At 43.1% G+C, this 25,494-nt stretch carries 23 protein-coding genes; 15 read left to right on the forward strand and 8 right to left on the reverse strand.

The genetic code is table 11. The annotated features are described in order from the left end of the window. The first annotated feature begins 20 nt into the window (after nucleotides 1-20). From VYJ22_RS00400 to VYJ22_RS00440, 9 genes are all read left to right on the forward strand, one after another. Nucleotides 21-3,368, forward strand: a complete 3,348-nt coding sequence (locus VYJ22_RS00400; protein ID WP_329904363.1) for a SusC/RagA family TonB-linked outer membrane protein — start codon at nucleotides 21-23, stop codon at nucleotides 3,366-3,368. A 20-nt stretch (nucleotides 3,369-3,388) separates the two neighbouring features. Continuing rightward, on the forward strand, nucleotides 3,389-4,978 hold the full coding sequence (locus tag VYJ22_RS00405; RefSeq protein WP_329904364.1) for a RagB/SusD family nutrient uptake outer membrane protein: 1,590 nt from the start codon (nucleotides 3,389-3,391) through the stop codon (nucleotides 4,976-4,978). Between the two features lie 348 nt (nucleotides 4,979-5,326). Beyond that, nucleotides 5,327-6,469: an MFS transporter gene (locus tag VYJ22_RS00410; protein WP_407989481.1), complete on the forward strand. Its 1,143-nt coding sequence runs from the start codon at nucleotides 5,327-5,329 to the stop codon at nucleotides 6,467-6,469. A 3-nt stretch (nucleotides 6,470-6,472) separates the two neighbouring features. Then, on the forward strand, nucleotides 6,473-8,560 hold the full coding sequence (locus VYJ22_RS00415) for a family 20 glycosylhydrolase (protein ID WP_329904367.1): 2,088 nt from the start codon (nucleotides 6,473-6,475) through the stop codon (nucleotides 8,558-8,560). A gap of 69 nt (nucleotides 8,561-8,629) precedes the next feature. Then, nucleotides 8,630-9,076: a YhcH/YjgK/YiaL family protein gene (locus VYJ22_RS00420; protein ID WP_329904369.1), complete on the forward strand. Its 447-nt coding sequence runs from the start codon at nucleotides 8,630-8,632 to the stop codon at nucleotides 9,074-9,076. A 30-nt stretch (nucleotides 9,077-9,106) separates the two neighbouring features. Next, nucleotides 9,107-10,315 (forward strand): cyclically-permuted mutarotase family protein, encoded by a 1,209-nt coding sequence (locus VYJ22_RS00425; protein WP_329904371.1) that lies wholly within the window; start codon nucleotides 9,107-9,109, stop codon nucleotides 10,313-10,315. A 266-nt stretch (nucleotides 10,316-10,581) separates the two neighbouring features. Beyond that, on the forward strand, nucleotides 10,582-10,743 hold the full coding sequence (locus tag VYJ22_RS00430; RefSeq protein ID WP_329904372.1) for a hypothetical protein: 162 nt from the start codon (nucleotides 10,582-10,584) through the stop codon (nucleotides 10,741-10,743). A gap of 99 nt (nucleotides 10,744-10,842) precedes the next feature. Then, on the forward strand, nucleotides 10,843-11,529 hold the full coding sequence (locus VYJ22_RS00435; RefSeq protein ID WP_329904373.1) for a DUF6796 family protein: 687 nt from the start codon (nucleotides 10,843-10,845) through the stop codon (nucleotides 11,527-11,529). Nucleotides 11,530-11,740: 211 nt separating this feature from the next. After that, a complete protein-coding gene (locus VYJ22_RS00440; RefSeq protein WP_329904374.1) occupies nucleotides 11,741-12,001 on the forward strand; it encodes a hypothetical protein in 261 nt (86 codons plus the stop codon). 201 nt (nucleotides 12,002-12,202) lie between these two features. Here VYJ22_RS00440 and VYJ22_RS00445 read toward each other — a convergent pair whose 3' ends face one another. From VYJ22_RS00445 to VYJ22_RS00470, 6 genes are all read right to left on the reverse strand, one after another. Further along, nucleotides 12,203-12,892: a porin family protein gene (locus tag VYJ22_RS00445; RefSeq protein WP_329904376.1), complete on the reverse strand. Its 690-nt coding sequence runs from the start codon at nucleotides 12,890-12,892 to the stop codon at nucleotides 12,203-12,205. A 20-nt stretch (nucleotides 12,893-12,912) separates the two neighbouring features. Further along, nucleotides 12,913-13,560 carry a porin family protein gene (locus VYJ22_RS00450; RefSeq protein WP_329904377.1) on the reverse strand — a complete coding sequence of 216 codons (648 nt, stop codon included), beginning with the start codon at nucleotides 13,558-13,560 and terminating at the stop codon, nucleotides 12,913-12,915. 459 nt (nucleotides 13,561-14,019) lie between these two features. Continuing rightward, nucleotides 14,020-15,312: a methionine adenosyltransferase gene (gene metK / locus VYJ22_RS00455; RefSeq protein ID WP_329904378.1), complete on the reverse strand. Its 1,293-nt coding sequence runs from the start codon at nucleotides 15,310-15,312 to the stop codon at nucleotides 14,020-14,022. Between the two features lie 369 nt (nucleotides 15,313-15,681). Further along, entirely contained in the window at nucleotides 15,682-16,545 is an 864-nt protein-coding gene (gene prmA / locus VYJ22_RS00460) for a 50S ribosomal protein L11 methyltransferase (protein WP_329904379.1), read from the reverse strand. A gap of 20 nt (nucleotides 16,546-16,565) precedes the next feature. Next, the gene (lipA, locus tag VYJ22_RS00465; protein WP_329904381.1) at nucleotides 16,566-17,411 is read right to left on the reverse strand and encodes a lipoyl synthase; all 846 of its coding nucleotides are present in this window, start codon (nucleotides 17,409-17,411) and stop codon (nucleotides 16,566-16,568) included. Nucleotides 17,412-17,447: 36 nt separating this feature from the next. Continuing rightward, nucleotides 17,448-19,622 carry a S9 family peptidase gene (locus VYJ22_RS00470; protein ID WP_329904383.1) on the reverse strand — a complete coding sequence of 725 codons (2,175 nt, stop codon included), beginning with the start codon at nucleotides 19,620-19,622 and terminating at the stop codon, nucleotides 17,448-17,450. 149 nt (nucleotides 19,623-19,771) lie between these two features. Here VYJ22_RS00470 and VYJ22_RS00475 point away from each other — a divergent pair, with 149 nt between their 5' ends. From VYJ22_RS00475 to recO, 6 genes are all read left to right on the forward strand, one after another. After that, nucleotides 19,772-20,323 carry a lipocalin family protein gene (locus tag VYJ22_RS00475; RefSeq protein WP_329904385.1) on the forward strand — a complete coding sequence of 184 codons (552 nt, stop codon included), beginning with the start codon at nucleotides 19,772-19,774 and terminating at the stop codon, nucleotides 20,321-20,323. 156 nt (nucleotides 20,324-20,479) lie between these two features. Continuing rightward, nucleotides 20,480-21,322 carry a hypothetical protein gene (locus VYJ22_RS00480; RefSeq protein ID WP_329904387.1) on the forward strand — a complete coding sequence of 281 codons (843 nt, stop codon included), beginning with the start codon at nucleotides 20,480-20,482 and terminating at the stop codon, nucleotides 21,320-21,322. A 19-nt stretch (nucleotides 21,323-21,341) separates the two neighbouring features. Then, entirely contained in the window at nucleotides 21,342-22,034 is a 693-nt protein-coding gene (gene rsmI / locus VYJ22_RS00485; RefSeq protein WP_329904388.1) for a 16S rRNA (cytidine(1402)-2'-O)-methyltransferase, read from the forward strand. 11 nt (nucleotides 22,035-22,045) lie between these two features. After that, nucleotides 22,046-22,900 (forward strand): Cbp1 family collagen-binding glycoprotein adhesin, encoded by an 855-nt coding sequence (locus VYJ22_RS00490; RefSeq protein WP_329904389.1) that lies wholly within the window; start codon nucleotides 22,046-22,048, stop codon nucleotides 22,898-22,900. Nucleotides 22,901-22,912: 12 nt separating this feature from the next. Next, entirely contained in the window at nucleotides 22,913-23,611 is a 699-nt protein-coding gene (locus VYJ22_RS00495; protein WP_329904390.1) for a YjjG family noncanonical pyrimidine nucleotidase, read from the forward strand. 16 nt (nucleotides 23,612-23,627) lie between these two features. After that, a complete protein-coding gene (recO, locus tag VYJ22_RS00500) occupies nucleotides 23,628-24,374 on the forward strand; it encodes a DNA repair protein RecO (protein WP_329904391.1) in 747 nt (248 codons plus the stop codon). 206 nt (nucleotides 24,375-24,580) lie between these two features. On the opposite strand, the gene VYJ22_RS00505 is transcribed toward recO, so the two are convergent. Together VYJ22_RS00505 and VYJ22_RS00510 are read right to left on the reverse strand one after the other, a co-directional pair. Then, on the reverse strand, nucleotides 24,581-24,883 hold the full coding sequence (locus VYJ22_RS00505; protein WP_329904392.1) for a hypothetical protein: 303 nt from the start codon (nucleotides 24,881-24,883) through the stop codon (nucleotides 24,581-24,583). Then, entirely contained in the window at nucleotides 24,861-25,433 is a 573-nt protein-coding gene (locus tag VYJ22_RS00510) for a sigma-70 family RNA polymerase sigma factor (RefSeq protein WP_329904393.1), read from the reverse strand. Before VYJ22_RS00510 ends, VYJ22_RS00505 begins: the two co-directional genes overlap by 23 nt. Nucleotides 25,434-25,494: the final 61 nt, after the last annotated feature.

A 25,494-nucleotide genomic window follows, 5' to 3' on the forward strand; every position in this document is an offset into this window, starting at 1 on the left:
CACAATAATTATTATTTATCATGAAAAGGACTTTATTCATTATTATTCTCAGCCTATGCTCTTTGGTAGCATCGGCTCAGAATAAAACTATCACCGGTGTGATAGTCGATAAATCCAATGAACCTATTATTGGTGCCAGCATCAAAGAAGTGGATACTGGTAACGGTATTGCTACAGATGTCAACGGGAAATTCTCTTTGACCGTAAAATCGGGATCAAAAATTCAGATTTCTTACATCGGATACAACGACAAAGTACTTCCCGCATCGGATTTCAAAACAGGGACTCCTCTAAAAATCGTTTTAGAAGAGAAATCTGAAATCCTACAAGAAGTTGTGGTTACCGCCTATGGGGGTAAACAGCTTCGTACCAAAGTGACTAACTCTATAGCCAAAGTAAAAGACGAGACACTCAAACAAGGACTTTATGCCAACCCCGCACAAGCTCTGTCAGGAGCAGTCTCAGGCCTCCGTGTAGAACAGACCTCAGGTGATCCGGGAGCATCTCCTCGTATTGTACTTCGTGGTGGAACCAATCTTGATGGTACAGGTTCTCCCTTGGTTGTGGTAGATGGCCAGGTACGAGGCAACATGAGCGATATCAACCCGGACGACATCTCCTCCATGGAGGTGATGAAAGATGCCGGTGCTACAGCCATCTATGGAGCACGTGCTAACAACGGGGTTATCCTGATCACAACGAAGAAAGGTAAAAACGGCTTCAGCGAAATCCGCTTCAAGTCTAAGATCGGCTTCAACTACTTCAATGATGTTTACAACTTCCTCGGAGGTGAAGACTATCTCTATTACATGAGAACAGCTTATAAGCGTTCAGGTCAAATATGGAAAGACTCGAAAGGGGATTGGAAAGGCATTGCCAACATGGGTACTCTCAGCGGTATACAACCCTATGGAACAGGTAACCTCTATTTCGATCCTAAAACCAACAAACCCTTGGACGGAAATAAGGACCCGCGTGCTGTGTGGAGTACCATGAAATATACAGATAACCTTGCGTTTCTACTCAACGAAGGCTGGAAAACGATGACTGACCCCATATACGGGGATAAACTTATCTTCAAAGAGTTCAACCTGCGAGATACCAACATTGACGATGTGGCTCTGACACAAGACTACAACATCAACTTCACAGGTGGTAACGACAGAGGTAACTACTATGCAAGCATCGGCTACAACAAGAGCAATGGTAATGCCGTAGGCAACTGGTACAAGAGGCTCAACTTTACTGTAAATGCAGATTACAAGATACGTGAATGGTTAACTTCTACATCTAATGTAACCTTCTCCCAGGCAAAATGGTATGGGATTTACAGAGAATGGATCAAGGGAGAAACAGATATCGCCAATTATTTTGGTCGTGTTCTGGGCATTCCTCCTACATTCAGAGGCACTAATGCTGACGGTGAGCTATTATTAGGAAGAAGTTTATCGGAGGGTAACTATAATGTGAATAAAAATAATTTCCTCCGCAATAATACGAACAACAAGTTCAACATGGGACAGGCATTTACCCTAAACCTCATGGATGGACTTACATTTAAGGTGAGTGGTAACTGGTATTATAACCAGACACAAAAGGAAGCATTCAACAAAGACCTGCTAACAGGGTCAAGAAATGGCGAAAAACTTTTTGATACAAAACACGAAAGTTACGCCTTTACCGATGAGCTCCTTGATCAAACCTACAACGGTGTATTTAATTACAATAAACAACTCAACGAAAAGCACTACATATCAGCAATGGCGGGTATGGAGTATTACGACTCTTACTATAAAGGCTTTGACGCATATGGCTATGGAGCTCCGGTAGAAGACTTCATGGATCTTGAATATACCATCACGGACAAAGGTGCTCGCGAAATAGACTCATGGCACAGTAGACAAAGAATACTTTCTTATTTCGGAAGAGTAAATTACGACTACATGAGTAAATACCTCGTATCATTGGTGATGCGTCGTGACGGTTATTCCAAACTTGTTGACAATCGCTGGGGCTTCTTCCCCGGCATCTCTGCCGGATGGGTATTCAGCAAAGAAGACTTTGTGAATAACTTAGGAATAAATGATGTTCTTTCTTTTGGAAAACTTCGTCTAAGCTATGGCTCTAATGGTAATGTTTCAGGTATCGGTAATTATGATCTGCAAGGTCGTTACAGCTTAGTAAAATACGGTGGTAATACTGGATTCTTGATGACGGGGCTACCAAACCCGGGATTGAGATGGGAGAAGTCCAATACATTTGAAATCGGTCTAGATCTGGGGTTCTTGGATAATCGCCTCAATCTCAATATGACTTATTACAACAGACGTACCAAAGATAAATTCGCAAACATAGACTTACCATCACACGTAGGTATCAACTCATTCAAAACTAATAACGGTGAAATTCAGAACAGCGGTCTGGAATTTGATTTCAATGCTAAAATTATCAACACCAAAGACTGGAAGTGGGATTTCTCACTGAATGGAGCGTTTAACAAGAACAAAATTATCACTCTGCCATACAACAAACTCGAGCGCAACCGCCAAGGTGCATTTGAAGTGTACACCGGCAATGGTGATGAGAAGATGTGGGTAGGAGGATATCAGGAAGGTCAACGTCCGGGAGATATCTATGTGTATAAGGCTATGGGCATCTATAATGACATCAAAGATATCGCAGGTAATCTGATTGATATGTCATTAGGTAATAACGGATCCAACAATAAAATACTTTACGGACCCGATGCTTGGGCCAAACTGACTGATCAAGAAAAATCAAAGGGTCTACCCATTCAACCGGGAGATGTAAAATGGCTCGATGTTAATAATGATGGCAAGATTGACCAGTTTGACAAAGTTAAAGTGGGTAATGAAGTACCTCTTATTACGGGAGGATTCAATACCCGTGTGGGATGGAAGGGTCTGTCATTAAGTGCACGATTTGACTATGCTTTAGGACATAAGGTTGTTGATAGCCGTACTCCTTGGATATTGGGTAATATGCAAGGAACATTCAATACGCTTGATCTTGTAAAGAATTCATGGAGTGAAAATAATATGAATGCCAAATACCCTGTATACGCATGGGCAGACCAGTTGGGTAAAAGAAACTACGCTCGTGAATCGTCCATGTTTGTTTACAAAGGAGACTACCTTGCTTTCCGTGAAATATCATTGAGCTACCAAATGCCTAAGGAGTGGGTAAATAAGATATTCCTGCAAAGTGCAGAGTTATCCATTACCGGACAAAACTTGGGTTACCTTACTGCAGCTAAACATGTGTACTCCCCGGAATACGGAGCAAACTCATGGGGTGGGTACTCTTTACCGAGAACTCTCATCTTAGGATTAAATGTTAGCTTCTAATCATACAAACAAAATTAATCATGAAAAGAATCAATATAATTATAGGAATAGTAGCATCCATCATGATGCTCACCTCCTGTGCCGATAGATTGGATCTAAAGCCTGAAGATTATTACGGAGCTGATAACTTCTGGAATAATAAAGGTCAGGTAGAAGGCTTTATGAATGGAGTCCACAAAGATATGAGAGATACCTACTCTACCCTCTATAGACTGGGAGAAGAACGCGGAGGCACCATGCGTACCGGAACAGCGAGTACCGGAGCATCTTCTCTGGACGATGATGCGATCAAGAATAACCTGATAACAAAAGACAATACCGGAATTGGCAACTGGGGTAATTTTTACGGACGAATACTCCAAATCAATCAATTCATCGAAAAAGTTCAGAACGAGTGTAAATTCCTTTCTGATGGAGATCGCAATCACTATTTAGGTCAAGCTTATGGTATAAGGGCTTTTTATTACTTCTGGCTCTATAGAACATATGGTGGTGTAGTGATAGAAACCGAACCAAAGGTTGCCAAGCATGTGGATGATGCGGTACTCCTCTACAAAGAACGTTCGGATGCAGAAAGTACACTGAATTTCATCAAAGAAGATATCAATAAGTCTGATAAATATTTTGAAGCTGATGCAACAGCCAATGCTAAAATCCTGTGGTCTAAAGATGCTACCAAGATGCTCAAGGCTGAAATTTACCTGTGGTCTGCAAAAGTGGCTACAGGCAATCATCAACCCGGACGATCCAAAGATTTTAGTGTAGCAGAAACCGCTCTCAATGGTGTTATAGGCAAGTACTCTCTGGAAACAAAGTTTGAAGATATCTTCTCATCCAAAAATAAGAATGGCAAAGAGGTTATCTTCAATATCTATTTCGACAAAGAAGAAATCTCAAACTGGGGAGAACTCTTTGTATATGCACCACGTGACCTTGTAAACAATGCGTATGATCTCGACGGTAAGCTATACGAAACCGATCCTTTGGATTTATCAGGGTCAGGACTCTTGCGTCATGAATACAAAGAAGCGTTGGTAAAATCTTTCGACAAAGAAGATACTCGTCGCAGCGGCACTTTCCTGGAATATATGATGAAGCCGGACAAAAACGGTGTACAAGCCTATGGAGCAGTAATAAAGAAGCTATTGGGGCAAATGGGTAATGACAACAAAAGATACTTCGACTCCAATATCATTATCTACCGCTATGCTGATGCCTTGCTGATGATGGCAGAAGTCCAAAACGGATTGGGTAAATCATGTGCCGAATATATCAATCAGGTACGCAAAAGAGCCTATGGAGACAAGTTTGCCGGTAAAGAATACAAAGATGGAGACTTTGCGACTAATGAACTTACCATCTTGCACGAGCGAGACAAAGAGTTTGTGGCTGAAAATAAGCGTTGGTTTGACGTCAATCGCCTACAAGATGCAACGAAGAAACCTCTCGTATTCTCTGCAAAAGCTAATTATGCCGTAAACTTCAGCCCTTCTGCCGAAGTATTCCCCATTCTGGAAACTAAAGAGGCATACAAAACACTCTGGCCTCTGGACAAGGGTGTTCTTAACTCTGACCCGAAAGTGTTACAAACACCCGGGTATGATAAATAAAGAATAATGCATCACAAGCGGGCCTTCCATGGTCCCTATGGAAGGCTCGCTATTTCCTATTCACCATCTGCATTTGTCTTGCATGCAGATTCAAATCCATAAGCAAGAGAGATAAAATTGCACTCACGATATGCAGCATATCAGGGTACGTTTGGGGCGGATACACAAAATGTACGCCATTACTCAACATTGAATTAAAGACCTTAGAAGGCATTATATAAAGATTATAGTATACAAGAAATCATGACAAATTCATTAAAAGATCGAAAGTTTTACCCGTGGTTAGTAGTAGGTTTATTATGGGGAGTAGCATTACTCAATTATATGGACAGACAAATGCTCAGTACCATGAAAGATTCTATGCAGATAGATATCACCGAGCTACAATCCGCTACCAATTTCGGGCGCTTGATGTCTATTTTCCTATGGATATATGGCTTGCTTAGTCCTTTTGCAGGAGCCATTGCAGATCGCATCAATCGTAAATGGCTCATCGTAGGTAGTATCTTCGTTTGGTCATTTGTCACTTATCTCATGGGTGTAGCCACTACCTTCAATCAAGTACTTATCCTCCGCGCCTTAATGGGCGTAAGTGAGGCTCTGTACATCCCGGCAGGGCTATCGCTAATTGCGGACTATCATACCAACAAAAGTCGATCACTTGCCGTAGGCATCCACATGACAGGACTGTATACCGGTCAGGCCATAGGAGGATTTGGAGCTACTATAGCCGCTGCATATTCATGGCACGCCACCTTCCATATCTTTGGATTGGTAGGTATGGTATATGCCTTAATCCTGATAGCTTTACTTTACGAAAAACCCCGCCCTGTATTGCAAACGATCATAAATGACAAGCACAAGACTTCCAACATGAGTATACTCCGTGGATTTGGGATGCTCTTTTCCAATATTGCTTTCTGGGCTATTCTTATCTACTTCGCAGTACCCAGCCTTCCGGGATGGGCTACCAAGAACTGGCTCCCCACTCTTTTTGCCGAGAAGCTTAATATCCCCATGTCCGAAGCCGGTCCCATATCCACCATTACCATTGCGGCATCATCATTCGTAGGAGTTATATTGGGAGGTACCTTATCCGATCGTTGGGTGCAAAAAAATCTCAGAGGCCGTATCTATACCGGAGCTATCGGGCTTGCACTCACTATTCCGTCTCTGATATTACTGGGGCTTGGCAATCACCTTATGCTTATCATCATGGCGGGAGTACTGTTTGGTGTAGGTTTCGGAATGTTCGATGCCAATAACATGCCTATCCTGTGTCAGTTTATCCCATCACGACTTCGTGCCACAGCATACGGTATCATGAACATGACAGGAGTTTTTGCAGGGGCTTTTGTGACACAGATGCTCGGCAAATGGACAGATGGAGGCAACCTCGGCTTGGGCTTTGCATGGCTTGGTGCCATAGTAGCGGTAGCTCTCCTGATCCAACTTTACTTCCTGCGCCCCACCACAGATAACATGGAATAAGAGATGTACAGATCGAGGGAGCTACTTGCGTTATGTTGCATTTTTATATTGAATCTTTCAGTCGCATTGTCGACAACAAAGATTCAAGCCCCTCTCTTGCCCTATCCTCAATACCTTCAGACAATGCCGGGGAAGCTGCATCTTCAGGAGTTTATTTCCGTTTGGTGCAATGATGAGCTATTTGGGAAAGAATGTGAAAAGTTTTTTGAGAATTACGGATTCCACATATCACAGCACCAAAAAGCGACCCGCATCAGCATACGTAAGACAGCGAAGTTGGACACAGTGCCTCACTATGCACAACATGAAGGCTACTATCTAAGCATCCTTCCACAAGGGATCGTTATAGAGGCGGCAGATAAAAGAGGGTTGCTACGTGCAGTACAAACGCTAAGTCAGTGGAAAGAAATATACGGATACCAACTGCCGTGTATTGACATTACCGACTGGCCGGCCTTCGAATACAGAGGGGTCATGCAGGATGTGGCACGCTACTATATCCCAATGCAGGAATTAAAGAAGCAGATACGTCTATTATCACGTTTCAAATACAATTACTTTCATCTCCATCTCACCGAAGATATCTCCTGGCGTATACAAAGTCATATCTATCCACAGCTCAATGAACCCCGAGTAACACTACGCCAAGCAGGGAAATACTATACTTTGGACGAACTATCTGACCTTGCCAATTATTGCACCCAATATGGAATGACTCTACTGCCCGAGATAGATATGCCGGGGCACAGCCAAGCATTTACATCAGCTCTGGGTTTCCCTATGCAAAGCGAGCAAGGCAAGGCGGCTCTTAAGGCCTTACTCACAGAGTTTCTGGACAAGGTAAAAGTCCCCATACTCCATATAGGAACTGATGAGGTGAAGTTTACCGACCCTTCTTTTGTAAACGAAATGGTAGCATTTATCCGAGGAAAAGGTGTAAAAGCTTGGTCATGGAATCCCGGTTGGAGCTATAAACCGGGAGAGATAGACGGAGTACAACTTTGGAGTGCATGGGGAAAACCCATATCCTGCACTCCTGCCATAGATTCACGCTATTATTATCTCAATCACTTCGATCTCTTCGGTGATCTTGTAGCTCTATTCAATAGTAAGATAGGAGGCTACAATAACCAGGAAAACGAGGAGAATATTATCGGAGGTGAGATAGCTGTATGGAATGACAGGATACCGCAGTCACTACAAGCAATATGGAAAGAGAATGCCTTTTACCCCAACGCACTTGTCTTTGCTGAAAGATCTTGGAGAGGCGGAGGGTATGATTATTTCAGAACCTATGGTACCAACCTCCCGATAAAGCCCAATGATAGTAGGCTGGCAGACTTTAGATCGCTCGAAAACCGTATGCTCTGTCATGCTGCACACTCACTTCGTGATGAAAGCTTCCCTTATGTAAAACAATCGGATATATTGTGGCGTGTCACGGAGCAATTTCCCAACGCAGGAGATGTGAGTCAATCATTTCCGCCGGAGAAAGAGATTAAGAATACCTATTCTTATCAAGGTAAAAGCTACACTACCCGTCTCGCTCGGGGTGCCGGCATCTATCTGCGCCATACATGGGGTAGTCTGGTAAAAAGCTTACTGGAACATCCGCACCCTAATAGTACTGTTTATGCCTATACATATATCTACAGCTATAAAGCACAGGAAGTAGGCGCATGGATTGAATTTCAGAACTATTCTCGATCAGAAAAAGATATGCCTCCACCACTCAGGCAGTGGGACTATAGGGGGAGTAGCATACGTGTCAATGGTGAGTATATACAGCCTCCTCAATGGATCAATTCAACTAAAAGTGCTGATAACGAACATCCCTTGACAAATGAGAATGCATGCTCACGCCCTCCTGCAAAGATTTATCTCAAAAAGGGGTGGAACGAATTCCTGATAAAGTTGCCTGTAAGAGAATTTACCACTCCTGAGATCCGACTGGTAAAATGGATGTTTACCTTCGTTTGCGTAACTCCCGATGGAGGTAAGGTCGCCGAAAATATTATTTATTCACCGGATAAGGATGAATCACTTATCTTTGGGAATACTGAAAACTATAAAAGCACGATGAACCTATAGCCTATGGTGCAACACTCTAGACTGAGAAATAATAATGTATAAATCAATAAAACTAATCGTAATATAATCATGATAGTAGCCAGCTTGAGGGATAGTGCCCGTTACGAATCACTGCACCCTCTTTTCAAAGATGCATTTGAATATATAAAGAACAACGACTTGCTCCACCACGAACTCGGGCGTATTGAGATCAAAGGCAATGACCTTTTTATCAACAACGTAAACCCTGACAGCATGAAACAAGAAGACCAGCTCATGGAGGTACATGAAGATTATCTGGACATCCACATCCTACTCGAAGGCAAAGAGCGCATCGGCTGGAAGCCAACTTTCAATTGTACCAAGCCCAAAGGAGAATTTGATCACGAGAATGACTATATCCTTTACTACGACGAGCCCTCGGCCTATGTAGATCTGTGTCCGGGACAATTCGCCATCGTATACCCCGAAGATGCACATGCACCACTCATAGGTCAAGGGAAAATACGTAAGCTCATTGTCAAAGTAAAATTATAAATCCGACACATCCTCCATCCCCTATATCTTATGAATAAAAAACTAAGCCGGATCCTGATTTATATCCTCCCACTAGTATTCTTACCCGGTGTGATAGCATGTTGTATGAGCTGCAGTCGTGCACAAAGCGCTGATGTAAGCCAAGCCAACTTACATGAAGTAGTGAGCATCATGCCTGATACGGCTTATGCAAAAGGGGTATCAGGTTGTTTTGCAGGGAGTGTCAAGGACTATATACTCATAGCGGGAGGGTGCAACTTTCCCGCTATCCCAGCAGCGGAGGGTGGACAAAAGATTTTTTACCGGCAGATCTACAAAGGCGCACTGCATAGTGACACCATTGTATGGAACAAGGTAGGCGAGTTGCCCTACGACATAGCCTACGGAGCTACGGTAAGCAACGGTAAAGAACTTATTCTCATCGGAGGTAAGACTGTAGGCAAGGCTATCCGTGATGTATGGCGTATGCGACTTAACAAGGAGGGACAGGCTATACTAGACTCCCTCCCCCCATTACCATTTACCTTTGACAATGGATCAGCGTCTCTATACAAAGGGTATATATATGTAGTAGCCGGCAATCAGGATGATGTACCGTCAAAGGCTACATGGAGGCTTGATTTGAACAAAATGCAGGCTGGCTGGCGCCGACTTAGTGATCTGCCGGGAAAAACGCGAGTGCAACCGGTGTCCGCAGTATGCGATAGTCGCCTCTTTGTCATGGGAGGATTCGACGGGGGTAACGGATCCTTGCCACCGACTCTGTCTCTCGATGCCTATTCCTTAGACCTATCAGTGGGAGACTCCTCACAAACATGGCAGGTAGTACCCGCCCCTACAAATCAAGACACTCTCGTTTCAGTGGGGGGAGGATGTGCCGTGACTACGGGGCACAACATCTTATGCTTTGGAGGTGTGAACAAGGATATCTTTATGGAGGCTTTGGATAGAATATACAAACTTCAGACAGACTCTGTGAATGTATCCAACCTCGATTCTCTCAAAGAGGTACAGAGCATATATCTGAAACATCCCGTATCATGGTATCGTTTCAACCCCTACTTATTAGCCTACAAAGCCCAATCGGCAACATGGAAAACCTGTGCACACGATGCCCATAAACTATCACGGGCTGGAGCCACAGCCGTAAAAATAGACGATCACAATATACTGGTCATCAACGGTGAGATCAAACCCGGTATACGCACCCCTATGATAGTCCGCATAAGTATACCCTAAGAAAACATTTCTCCACAAAAGACGAGTACCCCCCTCACTATAAATAAGTAGGTATTCTCAATTACTCTCCTGAGCCTATTATACGGACATGGGGGATGGTGATACATGTCATTATTCTTTGTCATAGATGAATTCTTTATGAAAAACACAAGAAAAAATCATCATTTATGGGTATTGCAACAGGTGACTAAAATATTGTAATATTGCAATCATGTGTGAAATTTTTCAGTACGACTGTCGTCTAAAAAGATTACTCATATCGCTCAATGATACTTCGCAAAAGCAAAACCAAGGACGCTATTAGACTGGATGAGCATGAGCAGATAACTCAGTTACCTTTCATTCTTGTTTCTCCGGAGTACAAGATAGACGTTATAACCGGATTCCTTCAAGGCTTTCCTAACGGCACTTCGTTCACACCTATTTGATTGATAAGAGGGAAATGTCGCCATTGTAAAATAATGGATAAATAATCACACTTACCCACACTATGAATGTAAAAAACAAAATACAAAACCTAAACAAATATGAATAGAACAACTTACAGACAACTAATGATAACCGGATATATCGGGTTACTGGGGAGCTTGCTCATGTTTGCCGGCGACATGTTACTGTACTTTACCTCAAAGCCTGTAGACAACATCGAACAAGAGATACTATCCAATATGGGAGGTGTTCCGCTCGGCAGGATGTATGCGGGAGGATTGGTCGGCCCGTTAGCAGTATGCATGTATCTGATCGGATTTTATCATCTTTACCTCGCCGTAAGGGAGCCACAAAAAATGATGGCAAAGATCATGCTTGCCATCCTCTGCATCGCCATCATAATTGGAGGTACCTACCACGCATTTTTTCCCGCTTTCGGCATTGTGGCAAGACAAGGACATCCGGAGCTGATAGATCCGCTGATGAACTACGCCGCATATTTAGGCATCGGGATGTTTATATTAGTAGGAATAGGCTTGCTAATATTCGCCGGCATAGTTCTGGCTAAAAAGACTATCTATCCGCGTTGGATAGTAATTGTAAACCCTATGGTTACATTATGGCTGGGCTTTTTGTGGCAATATCTGCCACAGCCTTATCTCATGATAATAGGAGGAGGCTGGAACAGCTTGGTCTTCGGGCTGCTCCTGGCTGCATCATTGATTGTTTTGAGAGTAAACAGAAATAATCTTGTAAATGAATCAACACCAATTACAGAAGTGTAACAAACAATATGCATGAGAAAAACGGATGATTGTATAAAAACAGAATGCCGGAGAAGAAGGGAGTAACCCATCAGGGTAAAAGGAGACTGTTGCAAAAGTCAACAGTCTTGTGGATTTTGTAGGCAAAGCCGACAAAAGACACTTTGACCGGGCAGAGAAGGTAAAGTGCAAGGCGCTAAGAGTGAGTGCACAGGGAGTTTACTTCAGGTAAATGACCAAGCGCGAATCTCGCAAGCAACGAAGCAATTGGCCTGCTATGCAACGGTCTCAAAAGATACAGATTGATTGGCTAAGAGATTTATTAGCTATCACCCTAGGGCTTTTCAGTAAGGAAAGCGCGAGTGAAAATTCTATCGTACACGGACGACTGACCTATCCTATACGGACAACCGTTTTATCGTACACGGACCAAGGTTTTATCGTATACGGACGACTGACTTTGTACGACAAAACGGTTGTCCGTATAGGCTGAAATTTCAGAGGTGGTAATTGGGGTAGTAATTTTGATGATGATGTCTCTTCTTTTAGCGGTATCAGAAAAATATCCATCAGATATTTGCGGAGACTATGTGCATTGAATATCTTTTGCTACCCAATATAAAAAGGACTGCTTATCAAGATTAGATTTGATAAGCAGTCCTTTATTTGAATCTGCATTCATATTATTCAGAGGTTAAAAACGAATACCCAACCCTACATGGAAAGATGTATTCTTTAGTGTAGCATCGAAATTTTTAATATCCTTGAGTGTATCAAAAAAGCCGAAATCAGCTCCTACAAGGACATAATAGTGAGTAATATCTACCATGGCTGCAGCTCCCCATCCCATATCGAAACGTTTGCCTTGCATGATTTCATTGACACCTGATTTATAAATATCAAACGTAGTTTTAGAGCCTTTTTCATCCGTCGATGTAGCTTCTCCCGAGAGTGCGTAGGAGAAATAAGGTCCTGTCTGAATATTTACAGCAAATAGGCTTGTTACAGGAATTCTAAGCCCTACATGTACAGGAATTTCTATATAATGAGACTTCACCTTTATAGAACCTTTGTTAGCAAAAGGATTGATAGTGTCGACAATTAAATTGTCCAAAGACGTTTCTGATCCTTTTGATTGGAACACTATTCCGGGACTTACATAGAACATGGATGACAGCGGTATATTCACAGAAGCTCCGAATCTGTAGCCTACTACAGTCTTGGATGTAAGATCCGAGAAATTCTCAACCTTGTAGTCTCCTTTATTAAATCCTACAGCAGCATCTACCCTTATAGCCAACTTATTGCTCCCGCCCAATAATTGAGCAGAAGCCGCACTTGCTCCCAGAACAAGTACGGCTAATGTGATAATAAATCGTTTCATACGATTAATCAGTTATGATTTTAGAATCTATAACCAACGTTGGTGTAGAAAGCGATGTTCTTGAAAGAATTGTCCTTGTTACCCTCTTTCATGATGTTGTAAAGACCATAGTCTGCACCAAGCTTGAAATAGAAGTTAGTATATTCCAAAGCTACGGCACCATTAAGACCCCAGTCAAATCTTTTTACGCCACCTTCGAAAAGCTCTGCTTTCTTGTCACTCTTGAATGCATCGAAATCGATACCTGCAATAGAGTGAGTACCTTTAAGACCATAAGCAACATAAGGACCAAACTCTACAGCTACAGCCAGATTATCAGTGATACCTGAACGGAATCCCAAGTTCAAAGGCATAGCAAGATAATGAAGAGTAGTCTTGAAATCTAAAGTCTTCCTTCCTGCTATTTCAACTTTACTATCTGCCTTAGCACCATTCATCTTGAACATCAAGTAAGGTGAGAAGTAAAGATTGTCAGAAAGATTAACTTCCATACCTACACCGGCACGATAGCCTACGATGATCTTTGATACATCTTTTGTGCTACCCAATACCTTTGTGTCAAAGTCAGAGAAGTTAGCACCGGCTTCTACTTTATAAGATAAACTCTGCGCATTACCTGCGAAAACACCTGCAACCATAATAGCGGCAGCCATAAAAATTCTTTTCATAATCTATTCTTTTTAATTCTAAAATAATTTACGTCTTAATAAGGGAAGAGAGACCCATTTAAGAGTTTTGCGAAACAAAATTAAACATATTTTTCATATTACATAGCCATAATAACATTTAACGCTTATTTTTTAACTCTTAACAACATTTTCGAAATATTAATTTTGATATTGAACACTTTTAGAATCAAATAAATATCATTTTATGCACACTTTCGTTTATTTTGTGAAAAATGTTCATAAACTATAATTGTCTCGCCCTAGCTAATGTGTCAAAATGGAAGCTATAGCATGTAAAAACACACGCACAATGTGCAAAAATATATCCAGAATGCCGTTATATCAGCCATAACCTTACAAGGTGTAAGTAATCCCTCCTATTGGATAAACATGATATATAAAAAAGTCTGCCAATTCGTCAAAGAATTGGCAGGCTATCTTTATTGAGGGAAAATAGAATCAGATGCCAAATACGGCTTTGATTCTATCGGTATAGTCGAGCTTCTCCCATGTAAAGAGCTCCACGTTACATTCCAGTATTCCTCTGTGATAAGTAGGGAAATACTTGGTTACCGTCTGAGGTTCACGACCAAAGTGTCCATAAGCTGCGGTTTCTTCATAGATGGGATTGCGCAACTTGAGCCTTTGCTCAATGGCATAAGGCCGAAGATCGAAGATTTCGGTAATCTTCTCAGCTATCTCACTATCAGTCATATCCACATGAGCGGTGTCATTGGTCTTTACAAATACATTGATAGGCTCTGCCACACCTATGGCATAGGAGAGTTGCACCATCATCTCGTCAGCTATGCCGGCAGCCACCATGTTTTTGGCGATGTGGCGGGCAGCATATGCAGCAGAGCGGTCGACTTTGGAAGGGTCTTTGCCTGAGAATGCACCCCCACCATGCGAAGCCTTACCACCATACGTATCTACAATAATTTTACGACCGGTGAGCCCTGTATCGCCATGCGGACCTCCGATGACAAACTTACCTGTGGGATTTACATATAGCTTGATGTCGCCATGAAAAAGATTGGCCACCTTGTGATTGTACGAGTCTCTTACGCGTGGCAAAAGAATATCTACGATATCCTTGCGTATCTGATCCTGCATAGCTTTATCGGCGATAAGGCGTGCCTCATCGGTATCTTCGGAGGGCTGTACAAACTCATCGTGCTGTGTGCTGATAACAATAGTATCGATGCGCTCGGGCTTACCGACATCATTGTACTCTACAGTCACCTGACTTTTTGCATCAGGCCTGAGATAAGGCATGAGAGCCGGTTCATTCTTGCGGATATTGGCGAGTTCGAGCAGTAAAGCATGAGCAAGGTCTATGGGCAACGGCATGAAACTCGGGGTCTCCTTAGTGGCATACCCAAACATCATCCCTTGGTCGCCTGCGCCTTGGTTCTCTAGATCACAACGCTCTACACCACGATTGATATCGGCGCTTTGCTCATGGATAGATGATAATATACCACAGCTTACCGACTCGAAACAATACTCACTCTTGGTGTAACCGATCCTTTTGATCACATCACGTGTAGTAGTCTGCACATCTACATAGGCCTGACTTTTGACTTCACCGGCCAGAACTACCTGCCCTGTAGTCACAAGGGTTTCGCATGCTACTTTTGACTCCGGATCGGCTGCCATGAACCTATCCAGTATAGCATCGGATATCTGATCCGCTACTTTATCGGGATGTCCTTCGGACACAGACTCCGATGTAAACAAATAACTCATATACGTCTTATAATTATAGTTATAACAAAAAAAATACGTTACTCTCTGTAACGTATCAGACGAATTTACCGGAAGTGCTAAGCTTAAAGGTTTTCAAGAAGTGAAAACAGAAAAGTTTTAGCATTTTTTCTCGTGGTTGCAAGCGTTACAAATCCGTCCACGTCTCAGAGAGAACTCTGCAAAGTTACTCTTTTTTATCGAAATCGTATATATTTCTGCATATTATGGATGAAAATCTTGCAAAATCCCTATATATATGTATACGTATAAAATGTATAGGGCTGTCATGGTATCAGCCACAAACAGCCCTACGGATTATTGTTTTATAAATTGGATAGAGTTTTTACATCACATGAGAGTGGAAGCTTCTCAAGGTTTGCAGACAACTACCTGTGCCCAATTGTTAAGGGTATGCTCTTCTACGGGAATTAACCCCAGTAATGAAGCTTTGGAACGGATCAGCTCACAATCCTCTTGATAGAACCCACTAAACACGATACGCCCGCCGGGTGCTAGCACCTTGTCATACTGATCCATGTCTGCCAATAAGATATTGCGAGTAATATTTGCCAAAATCACATCGAACAGTCCAAGCCCTTCAAGAGCTGTTGCATCCCCTTCAATAGGTACTATGTTTTGAACATGATTGAGTCGAGCATTCTCGCACACATTCTGATAAGCCCAATGATCAATATCTATAGCAGTTAGGTTATTAGCACCCAACTTAAGAGCAAGTATGCCCAACACGCCGGTTCCGCAGCCCATATCAAGTACCTTGGCTCCTTGCACATCGTGTTCCATGAGATAGGTAATCATGAGAGATGTGGTCTCATGATTGCCTGTCCCAAATGCCATCTTGGGAGATATAACAATCTCCGCTTCTGCATTTGGAGCTTCAGGGTGAAAAGGTGCCCGTATGACGCAACGCCCCCCAAGGAATTCTATGGGTTGGAAATAATTTTTCTCCCATTCTTCATTCCAGTTGATATCGGGTTGCTCTTCGGAACTAATGGCAAAAACCACTCCTTCGATCGGGAAAGACTGCAAGATGCCATGAAGCGCAACATCATCTTTTTGTAAAGCCGGGATGTAAGCTTTGAGAACTCCATCGGAAGTATCGAAGCTTTCGAACCCCAACGGTGCAATAAGGTCGGATAAGATGTCGAACAAAGTGTCGGACTCTGTACCGAGAGGATTGGACAAGATAGAGAATGTATCGCAGATATAAACCATGTATTGAGATGTAAAAGTAATTATACGTGACGTTCCGCATGATAAGACGACCGCACCAAGGGTGCACTCTCAATCTTACGAAAACCTTTTTCCAGCCCTATAAGTCTGAGCTTCTCAAACTGCTCGGGACTTACATACTCCGCTACGGGCAGATGCTTACGAGTAGGTTGCAGGTACTGTCCTATAGTAATGATAGAGACCCCCATAGCCAAAGCATCATCCATGAGTTGCATTACTTCCTCTTCGGTCTCGCCCAAGCCAAGCATCATCCCTGTTTTGGCAGGAATGCCTGACTGTGCTATCCTCCGGAGCACACTTAAACTCACATCATAGGTAGCTACGCTGCGTACATTGGGAGTGAGGCGTCGTACCGTCTCCAAATTGTGAGAGATTATATTCGGCTTCGTCTCAATGATCTTGTCTACGAGCTCTAGGTCACCACGAAAATCGGGGATCAGTACTTCTATCGTTACCGTGGGGTTTACTCTCTTGATCTCCCTGATCGTGTTTACCCAATGTTGGGCTCCATAGTCGGGGAGGTCATCACGATCCACGCTTGTGATCACTGCATGGCGCAACTTCATCAGCCTGACGCTTTCCGCCAAGTTTTTAGGCTCATCAGGATTGAGGGGTTTGGGTCTGCCCGTAAGGGTATTACAGAACTTACAAGCCCGGGTACATATCTCTCCGCCTATCATAAACGTAGCGGTACCATGGCTCCAGCACTCACCCATATTGGGGCACTTGCCACTGGAGCATATTGTGTGGAGACAATGTCCTTCTACCACTTTTTTGGTGTGCGTAAAGGTGGAATTGTCTCCTAATTTTATCTTTAGCCAGTCCGGCTTTTTTACATGTGGAGGCACAATTATAATAGTATTTACTTTGTGGGTTAAAAAGGATTAAAGGTTCTTGAGCACGAAGTCTGCCATACGCGTATAAAGATGATTGCGCGTATGGCCGCCATAGATACCGTGATTTTTATCGGTATAAATAGCTGTTTCATACTGTATATTACTCTGAACCATCGCTTCCGTTACATACATATAGTTTTGGAGATGCACGTTATCATCGGCACTTCCATGTATAAGAAGCAGATTTCCTTTGAGATTGTTTACAACGCCCAATACCGAAGTCTCCTTATAGCCTTGAGGATTCTGCTTGGGCGTGCGCATATATCGCTCCGTATAGATCGTATCGTAGAAGTGCCAGTCGGTGGGAGCTGCTACGGCGATACCGGCTTTGAACACACCATTGCCGCGTGACATACACATGAGCGTAGTATACCCGCCGAAACTCCACCCCCAGATACCGATGCGTGATGCATCTACATAAGGCAAAGCTCCCAAGCTCTTGGCTGCAGCGATCTGGTCGTCACTCTCAAGGATACCCAGTCGCAAATAAGTACACTTACGCCATGCTTCACCTCTGGCACCGGTGCCTCTGCCGTCTACACAGGCTACTATATAACCTTGGTTGGCAAGGTAGTATTCCCATCCGAAGTCATACTTATCCAGTACTTCCTGAGAGTTAGGCCCACTATATTGCACCATGAGCACGGGGTATTTCTTGGCGGAGTCGAAATTCTTAGGCCTTAGTATCCAAGCGTTCAGGTCATCGCCCACACCGTTTTTGAGCGTTATAAATTCCTTTTGTCCGAAATTGTATTGCTCAAGAAATGTATTGAGCTTGGCATTATCCTCCAGCACACGCAGAGGCGTGGTCTTGCCGGTGGCATATACAGCGGTTACTGAAGGTGTGTTGATATTACTGTAAGTATTGAAGTAATAAGCCATATTACTGCTAAAGATGGCATTGTTGGTTCCCTCCTCGGTACTCAGCTTAGTTTTGTTCCCCTTGGCATCTACTTTATATACGCTACGGCGCATAGGGCTCTCCTCTGCCGACTGATAATAGACGTTGCCCTTACCATCCATGCCGTAATACTCCGTTACATCCCAATTACCCTGAGTGATCTGTCGCTGCTCCACTCCTTTGGAGCTGTAGAGCCCAATGTGTGAATAACCGCTTTTTTCACTGATATAAACAAACCCATTGGGGATAAATTCTATCTTGTTGATATGTTTATTATCTATATAAGCTTTATTCTTCTCCTGAAATACCATCTTGGGGATAAGAGTTTGCGGATGCACATAGTACATCTTAAAATCATTCTGATCACGATTCAGCGTCATTACAGCCAAAGCATCCGCTTCTTTAGTAAAGGCGATACGCGGGATATAATCATCAGGAGTGAGTCCCAGATTTACATTTTTCGTACTTCTATCCCCTACATTATATATAAATAGTGTAACGATAGAATTCGGTTCTCCAGCCTTAGGGTATTTGTACGAGTAATCCACAGGATAAAGAGAACCCATATATATAGGCATATTATATTGTGGCACCTTGGTTTCGTCCGAGCGCACATAGCTGAGGTAGTTATTATCGGCACTCCAAGACATCAGGTTGGTCACTTCGAACTCTTCTTCATACACCCAGTCGGTAGCGCCGTTAATTATACTGTTGAACTTACCATCATCCGTAACCTGTACTTCTGTATCAAAATCAAATTTCTTGATAAAGATATTATTGTCACGCACAAAAGCCACCATACGACCATCAGGGCTAAAGGTAGGTATCATCACCTTGCCTTTCTGCTTACTCAGTGGCTCTACACGGTTGCGACGCACATCATAATGAAAGGCATCGAAGCGTGATGATCTGCGATAAATAGGTTCCGTATCAGTATATAATAAGATATGAAGTCCGTTGTCACTGATCTCATAATCATCGAATTTGTCGAAGGTGCACTCATGGGCTGTCTTCACGCTGAATAGAGTATCAGTGAGCTTGCCTGTGGCAAAACTATATTTTAGTATCGCCTTGCGGTCAGGGCTCGTTATAGTATAGTGCTCTCCATCTGGCATAGAGCGAAAGCCCTTTCCTGCTCCTCTGGCATAGAAGACTCCGGATGTGATATCTCTGATTTCTATCTTCTTAGAACCGTTCTGAGCCATGAGAGGCAGGCTCATCAACGCGATAATAAATAAGGTAAAAGATATTTTCTTGTTCATTGTATTATACTAAATGTTTTTGATCAAAGAGGTTCCCACAAAGATACAACTTCCACCGAAAGCAAACTGCCAAATCGAAACTTATATACACCTCAACTTGTTAAAACTTTATAAATAAACGGATTGCGAAACACATAAACCCAACAATCATGAAAGTAGAGAAGAAAATCATTGTAGCCACGCTGGCTTTTACAGGGCTTATTACATTAATGGCAGGGTGCGGATCACAAAAACCGCCGAAAGCCGTACCCGTGACAAACTTCGACAAAGATCGGTATCTTGGCAAATGGTATGAGATTGCAAGGTTTGATTTCTCATTCGAACGCAACCTCAACAACACTACAGCCAACTATTCGCTCAATAAAGACGGCTCCATCAGAGTTATTAACAAAGGATACAATTATAAAAAGAAACATTGGTCCGAATCCACAGGTAAGGCCAAATTTGTGGGAGACCCCACAGTAGCCATGCTCAAGGTTTCGTTCTTCGGGCCTTTTTATTCAGGATACAATGTTATAGATCTTGACGATGACTACAGATATGCTTTGATCGCAGGCAAAAGCCTCGATTACCTCTGGATCTTATCACGTGAGACTACCATTCCGGCCAAGATCAAGGACCGCTTTCTCAAAAAAGCCGTGGAAATAGGATTCGATGTAGATAAGCTTATCTGGGTAGAGCATACGCCGGCAAATAAATAGCAATATACCCTGATTTTATCGCCCAAATAGTATCATTGGCACATGATAAAGCTGTATAAAGCGAACTTTATGTGCTTCAAATGATGCTTCTTTATTCATTAAGTGTATATATTTGATGTTTTTTCTTAAATTTGTCTAAACTGAAAGACGATCTCTATGGATACAAATCTTATAAATCGACTCTACGCAAGCTGTAATGAGATAGAATTACAGCTTAGCAAGTTGGCGGACGGAGACAAATCCGAACGCAAAGAGTGTATCAATATAATAGAAAGACTTCAGCGTATCAGCACAGAAGCTCTGGAGTTGTTATACTCTCATACGGCTACTTACCTCGAGACCAAATCCGGCACACATGACTTGGTACGGGAGCAGCACGGCGAGGAGGTCATAGTTTCAAAAGAGGACTTTATCAATGCCTCTACAGCCCCTACTATGGTAGATGCTGAGACATTGTGTGATGAGGAGCGAGAACAAAAGCATGCAACACAACAACCGACATGCCTCACCGAACCTCCTCATTATATTGACCCTGAAGTTGAGCAGGAAGAGCCTGTCTCAGCAGATGAGAGCCCTGAGGAGCCAACGATGCTTCAGGACAAAGAGCAAACCTGCACCGATACTCCCCTGACCTCGCATAGCTCTGTCATGGATGATACTTCCGAGACAAACACCCCCACGGATGAGAAGAAAACATCAGTGACAAGGGCATATATGGTACATTGCGAAACGGCTCCGTCAACTAAAACTCCTACCACAGACGTATTCGAGCTTAAACGACTGGTTCCTATCATGGACTATTACCGATTTTTCAAAGAGCTATTCGGAAACGATGCTGAAAAAATCAAAACAGCCATGGAGCTCATCAGCAATGAGACCGATTACGAAAAATGCGCCGAGATGCTGACAGAAAATTATCACTGGAACCCCAAAAAGCCGGAGACTAAAGAGTTCCTCCAAGTTGTAGAGAAATATTATAAACGTAAAAGCGTTCTTTGAATAAAACCCTGATTATAAAATGGCAAAGCTCACTCTTGTACCTACACCTATAGGCAATCTTGAGGATATTACTCTCAGAGCCATCCGTGTGTTGAAGGAGAGTGACCTGATCTTGGCAGAAGACACCCGCACCAGCAAGGTGCTTCTGAATCACTATGAAATCAAATGTCCCATGCTTAGTCACCATAAATTTAATGAGCATAAGACAGTGGATTCTATAGCCCAACGTATTGATGCGGGAGAAAACATAGCCCTGATTACCGATGCAGGTACACCGGGTATAAGTGATCCCGGTTTTTTGCTGGTGAGAGAGTGTGTAAGCCGTGGTATAGAAGTAGAGTGCCTGCCGGGAGCCACTGCCTTTGTACCGGCTCTGGTATCCTCAGGACTACCGGCAGACAAATTTATATTTGAGGGATTTCTTCCCGTCAAGAAAGGTCGCCAAACCAAAATGAGACATATGGCTCAGGAGGACAAAACGGTGATTATATACGAATCGCCATACCGCGTACTCAAAACACTCACGCAACTTGCAGATTTTTATAACCCGGAAACTCCCGCAGCAGCAATGCGAGAGATAAGTAAGCTACACGAACAAACTGTAAGAGGCTCCCTGCAAGAACTCATTGCTCACTTTACGGTCCATGAGCCTCGCGGTGAATTTGTAATCGTAATAGGAAGAAATCAGATATTGGATAATAATACTAACTAATTAATACGAATATGAAGAAGAATTTATTGGTAGCAGGTGCTATGGTATTGGCTTTGGCATCTTGCGGAAAAAATTCAAAGTCGTACAAAGATCTTAAGGTTCAATACGACTCTATAGCCCTCGTCAACCAAAACTACGAGCAAGACCTGAGAGAAACAGACTCTTTGGTGGCTTCCGTATTGACAAACTTTCAGGAGATATCTGCTGTAGAAGGCATGATCAACGTAAACCCCATGAAGGGCGATATGAAGATGAGCGACAAAGATCGTATCAAGGACAACATGCAGCTCATCAGCGATAAACTACAGGCCAGCAACAATGCCATCAACGAACTCAACGAAAAACTTGCCAAAAGCGGTAAAGAAAATTACAGACTGCGCAATACACTGAACGCTCTCAAAAAACAACTCGAAGATCAGAAAGCACGTGTAACCCAGCTGACCGAAGAACTCAAGAGAAAAGACATTGCTATCGGCTCTTTGGATTCAATGGTAAACAACCTGCATGGCGATGTATCACGCCTCAACGAAGCTACTGCTAAGCAAGCTGCAGACCTCGCAGCTCAAGACAAAGCCCTCAATACAGTACGCTTCTGTATCGGTACTTCATCCGACCTCAAAGATATGAATCTGATGAAGAACGGACGTGTGGTGACAGAAAATGCCAACATGAATTACTTTACCACCACTGACATGCGAGAGCTCAGCCAGATACCTTTGATGTCCAAGAAAGCTAAGCTCCTGACCATACACCCCGCTTCTTCTTACGAGCTGGTACGTGGCAATGACAAAATGCTCACTCTAAGCATCAAGGATCCCAAAGCCTTCTGGAGTAGCACTAAAATTTTGATTGTAGAAGTAGATTAAGGAATTATCCGAATGATCAAAAACATCTTTATTGATCTGGATGATACCCTGTGGGATACGTACCACAACAATAAAGAAAGTCTCGAAGAACTCTTTGACGCCCTCGATTGGGGGCGTTACTATGAGTCTTTCGAGACTTTTTTCTCTATCTACATGCCTCACAATGAATACCTGTGGGGGCAGTACAGACAGGGTAATATAGACAAGTCCACACTCATAGTAGAGCGCTTCAGACAACCGCTCAAAGGATATCTCGAGCTTTCGGATCATGAAATACTAAGTCTGAACAAAGACTTCTTACTCACCACCGGTCGCAAGACCGGGCTGTGCGAAGGAGCTATTGAGGTGATGGAATACCTGCACAGATATTACAAAGTATATATCCTGAGCAACGGCTTCAGGGAAATACAGCAGGCCAAACTACACCATAGCGGGCTGGAGCCTTATGTGCATCAGATGATACTTTCCGAAGATGCAGGGATCAACAAGCCTCACAAGAAAATATTTGACTTTGCACTGATGAGAACCGCTTCCCGCCGTACGGAATCGATCATGATCGGAGACAGCTGGGAAGCAGATATCATAGGAGCTCACCAAGCCCAATTACCATCAGTATGGTACAATCCCAAAAAACAGAGTGTGCCGGCACAAAGTGTCTGTTCCCCCCTGCATATCATAGAGCATCTCACCGAACTCACTCACATCTTTTAGAAACCTCACCCTTATTGTGCTTCTCGAGACTAACGCCATAGTGCTGCATACGACTCGGTACAATGACCGCTTCAACATCCTGCATACCTATTCGCAGGAAGCAGGAAGAGTAAATCTGCTTGTACCGGCAGCCTCACGCACATCCAAAGGCAAAAAAGGAAAGATCTCATATCCCCTTCTCGCAGAGATAGCCTTTAGCTGCGAAGTACGTGCGCACCGCACGTTGCACTACCTCAAAGAAGCCTACCCGGTATCACCCCACCCCACTCTACAGCAACATGTGGCCAAGCAGGGCATAGCCATAATGCTCTCCGAAATACTCTACCGCATACTCACCGTAAGCGAAAAAGACGATGAGCTGTACCATTTCGTAAGCCAATCCCTCAACCTCCTCGAATCCATCACTACCGGGTTTGCCAACTTTCATTTGGTATTTCTCCTTAGGCTACCCATTTATCTCGGTATATCAGCAGACTATGAAGACATAGTCATACAACAGCGCCTACACCCTCATTATTGGTTTGATCTGCACGAAACCCGCTTTGTACCGTCTGCCCCGTTAGCCAACACGGGTATTCCCCCAAGTGAAGCAGTCTTCTTACCTCTGATTGTAAGAATGAATTACAGTAACATGCGCTACTTTCGCTTCAATCGGTTGCAACGTCGCATGATCATCGACCATCTGATCTCTTACTACAGACTCCATCTGCCGCCATTCCCACCGCTCAAATCGCCCGATATCCTCAAGGCCATGTATGACTGACAGTGGAAAACAAAAGTAAAAAAGGCCTCATAAAATTGCATATACATGAGGTATCAGATGGAACAAGAGCAAACGAATAATAAGAGATATAAGACTCTATAAGCAATGCTTACAGCACCAATGAGCCTTCGGGACACGGCGCATAATATAGATATTTACAACATAGCTTACCTGTCTCTATACAAAATAAAAGAAGTTGAAGCAGGTTATTGCTTCATTTTCTCTTTCACCTCTGCCTTAAATCGCTCTACTTGTTCATCCTCAAAGATGCAATCACAGTTCTCCGGATTTTTTCGTATTCTGAGCCATCCATCTATTAACGCAGCCTTAGTATCGTATTCCCTACAGAGCTTACATAGCGCAAAGTGTATAGAAAGGCGCAATCGCTCTGTACGAGACAAAGAAGTGTGTAGGCGTTTTTCGATGAGATAAGTAGCTTGTTTGCAAGAGAGCGTAAATAGGTGTATAAATCTTTTTACCATAGCATTAATTTTTGAACCAATTGACATCGATACATTTTCTCAGTTGGAGACGACTCCTTTGTAAGAGTTTCCAGTAATTACTCATCGAGAGGTTGAGTTCGTCGCATATCTCTTTTGCTTTTTGTTGTTGGAGATAGCATTTATTTACCACTACCTGCCATTGCTGAGGGAGATAGCCGAGGCATTCATCGAGTATGGTGCAGAAGCTGTCATCGTCGAGTAAAGCACTCACCGTATAGTCATCGCCCCACGAGTCTGCAACGTCGGTATCCATCCACTCACCGTTTTTATCGAAAAAGGTTTCGAAAGAGGCCGATTGTGCCGAGGTATTGTATCGCTTCTTATAAATATCTGCGACTTTGTTTTGCAAGATGCTGGTGAGCCACGTCAGAGGAGAGCTCTTGCCTTCGAACGAGCTTTGGCTTTTGTACGCCGATAAGAAAACCTCCTGCACTACGTCTTTGGCATCCTCTTTATCGGAGAGTAAATAATATGCTTTGTCCAAAAGCTTTTTATAGTAGTCATCAATCCATTTCTCCAAATCAAAGCCTGATGTCTCATTTGCGGTTTGTCGCATACTGTTCATAAATATTATAATGGATAATCCAGAGTATGATCACAAAATGACCGATACTCTG

It is taken from the genome of Porphyromonas pogonae (assembly GCF_036320655.1).
GTDB lineage: Bacteria > Bacteroidota > Bacteroidia > Bacteroidales > Porphyromonadaceae > Porphyromonas > Porphyromonas pogonae.

Bases quoted from the DNA above. Each gene is read 5' to 3' on its own strand.
- VYJ22_RS00400 (WP_329904363.1), top strand. From the start codon at position 21: ATGAAAAGGACTTTATTCATTATTATTCTCAGCCTATGCTCTTTGGTA.
- VYJ22_RS00405 (WP_329904364.1), top strand. From the start codon at position 3,389: ATGAAAAGAATCAATATAATTATAGGAATAGTAGCATCCATCATGATG.
- VYJ22_RS00410 (WP_407989481.1), top strand. From the start codon at position 5,327: ATGAAAGATTCTATGCAGATAGATATCACCGAGCTACAATCCGCTACC.
- VYJ22_RS00415 (WP_329904367.1), top strand. From the start codon at position 6,473: ATGTACAGATCGAGGGAGCTACTTGCGTTATGTTGCATTTTTATATTG.
- VYJ22_RS00420 (WP_329904369.1), top strand. From the start codon at position 8,630: ATGATAGTAGCCAGCTTGAGGGATAGTGCCCGTTACGAATCACTGCAC.
- VYJ22_RS00425 (WP_329904371.1), top strand. From the start codon at position 9,107: ATGAATAAAAAACTAAGCCGGATCCTGATTTATATCCTCCCACTAGTA.
- VYJ22_RS00430 (WP_329904372.1), top strand. From the start codon at position 10,582: ATGATACTTCGCAAAAGCAAAACCAAGGACGCTATTAGACTGGATGAG.
- VYJ22_RS00435 (WP_329904373.1), top strand. From the start codon at position 10,843: ATGAATAGAACAACTTACAGACAACTAATGATAACCGGATATATCGGG.
- VYJ22_RS00440 (WP_329904374.1), top strand. From the start codon at position 11,741: ATGACCAAGCGCGAATCTCGCAAGCAACGAAGCAATTGGCCTGCTATG.
- VYJ22_RS00445 (WP_329904376.1), bottom strand. From the start codon at position 12,892: ATGAAACGATTTATTATCACATTAGCCGTACTTGTTCTGGGAGCAAGT.
- VYJ22_RS00450 (WP_329904377.1), bottom strand. From the start codon at position 13,560: ATGAAAAGAATTTTTATGGCTGCCGCTATTATGGTTGCAGGTGTTTTC.
- metK (WP_329904378.1), bottom strand. From the start codon at position 15,312: ATGAGTTATTTGTTTACATCGGAGTCTGTGTCCGAAGGACATCCCGAT.
- prmA (WP_329904379.1), bottom strand. From the start codon at position 16,545: ATGGTTTATATCTGCGATACATTCTCTATCTTGTCCAATCCTCTCGGT.
- VYJ22_RS00470 (WP_329904383.1), bottom strand. From the start codon at position 19,622: ATGAACAAGAAAATATCTTTTACCTTATTTATTATCGCGTTGATGAGC.
- VYJ22_RS00475 (WP_329904385.1), top strand. From the start codon at position 19,772: ATGAAAGTAGAGAAGAAAATCATTGTAGCCACGCTGGCTTTTACAGGG.
- VYJ22_RS00480 (WP_329904387.1), top strand. From the start codon at position 20,480: ATGGATACAAATCTTATAAATCGACTCTACGCAAGCTGTAATGAGATA.
- rsmI (WP_329904388.1), top strand. From the start codon at position 21,342: ATGGCAAAGCTCACTCTTGTACCTACACCTATAGGCAATCTTGAGGAT.
- VYJ22_RS00490 (WP_329904389.1), top strand. From the start codon at position 22,046: ATGAAGAAGAATTTATTGGTAGCAGGTGCTATGGTATTGGCTTTGGCA.
- VYJ22_RS00495 (WP_329904390.1), top strand. From the start codon at position 22,913: ATGATCAAAAACATCTTTATTGATCTGGATGATACCCTGTGGGATACG.
- VYJ22_RS00505 (WP_329904392.1), bottom strand. From the start codon at position 24,883: ATGTCAATTGGTTCAAAAATTAATGCTATGGTAAAAAGATTTATACAC.
- VYJ22_RS00510 (WP_329904393.1), bottom strand. From the start codon at position 25,433: ATGCGACAAACCGCAAATGAGACATCAGGCTTTGATTTGGAGAAATGG.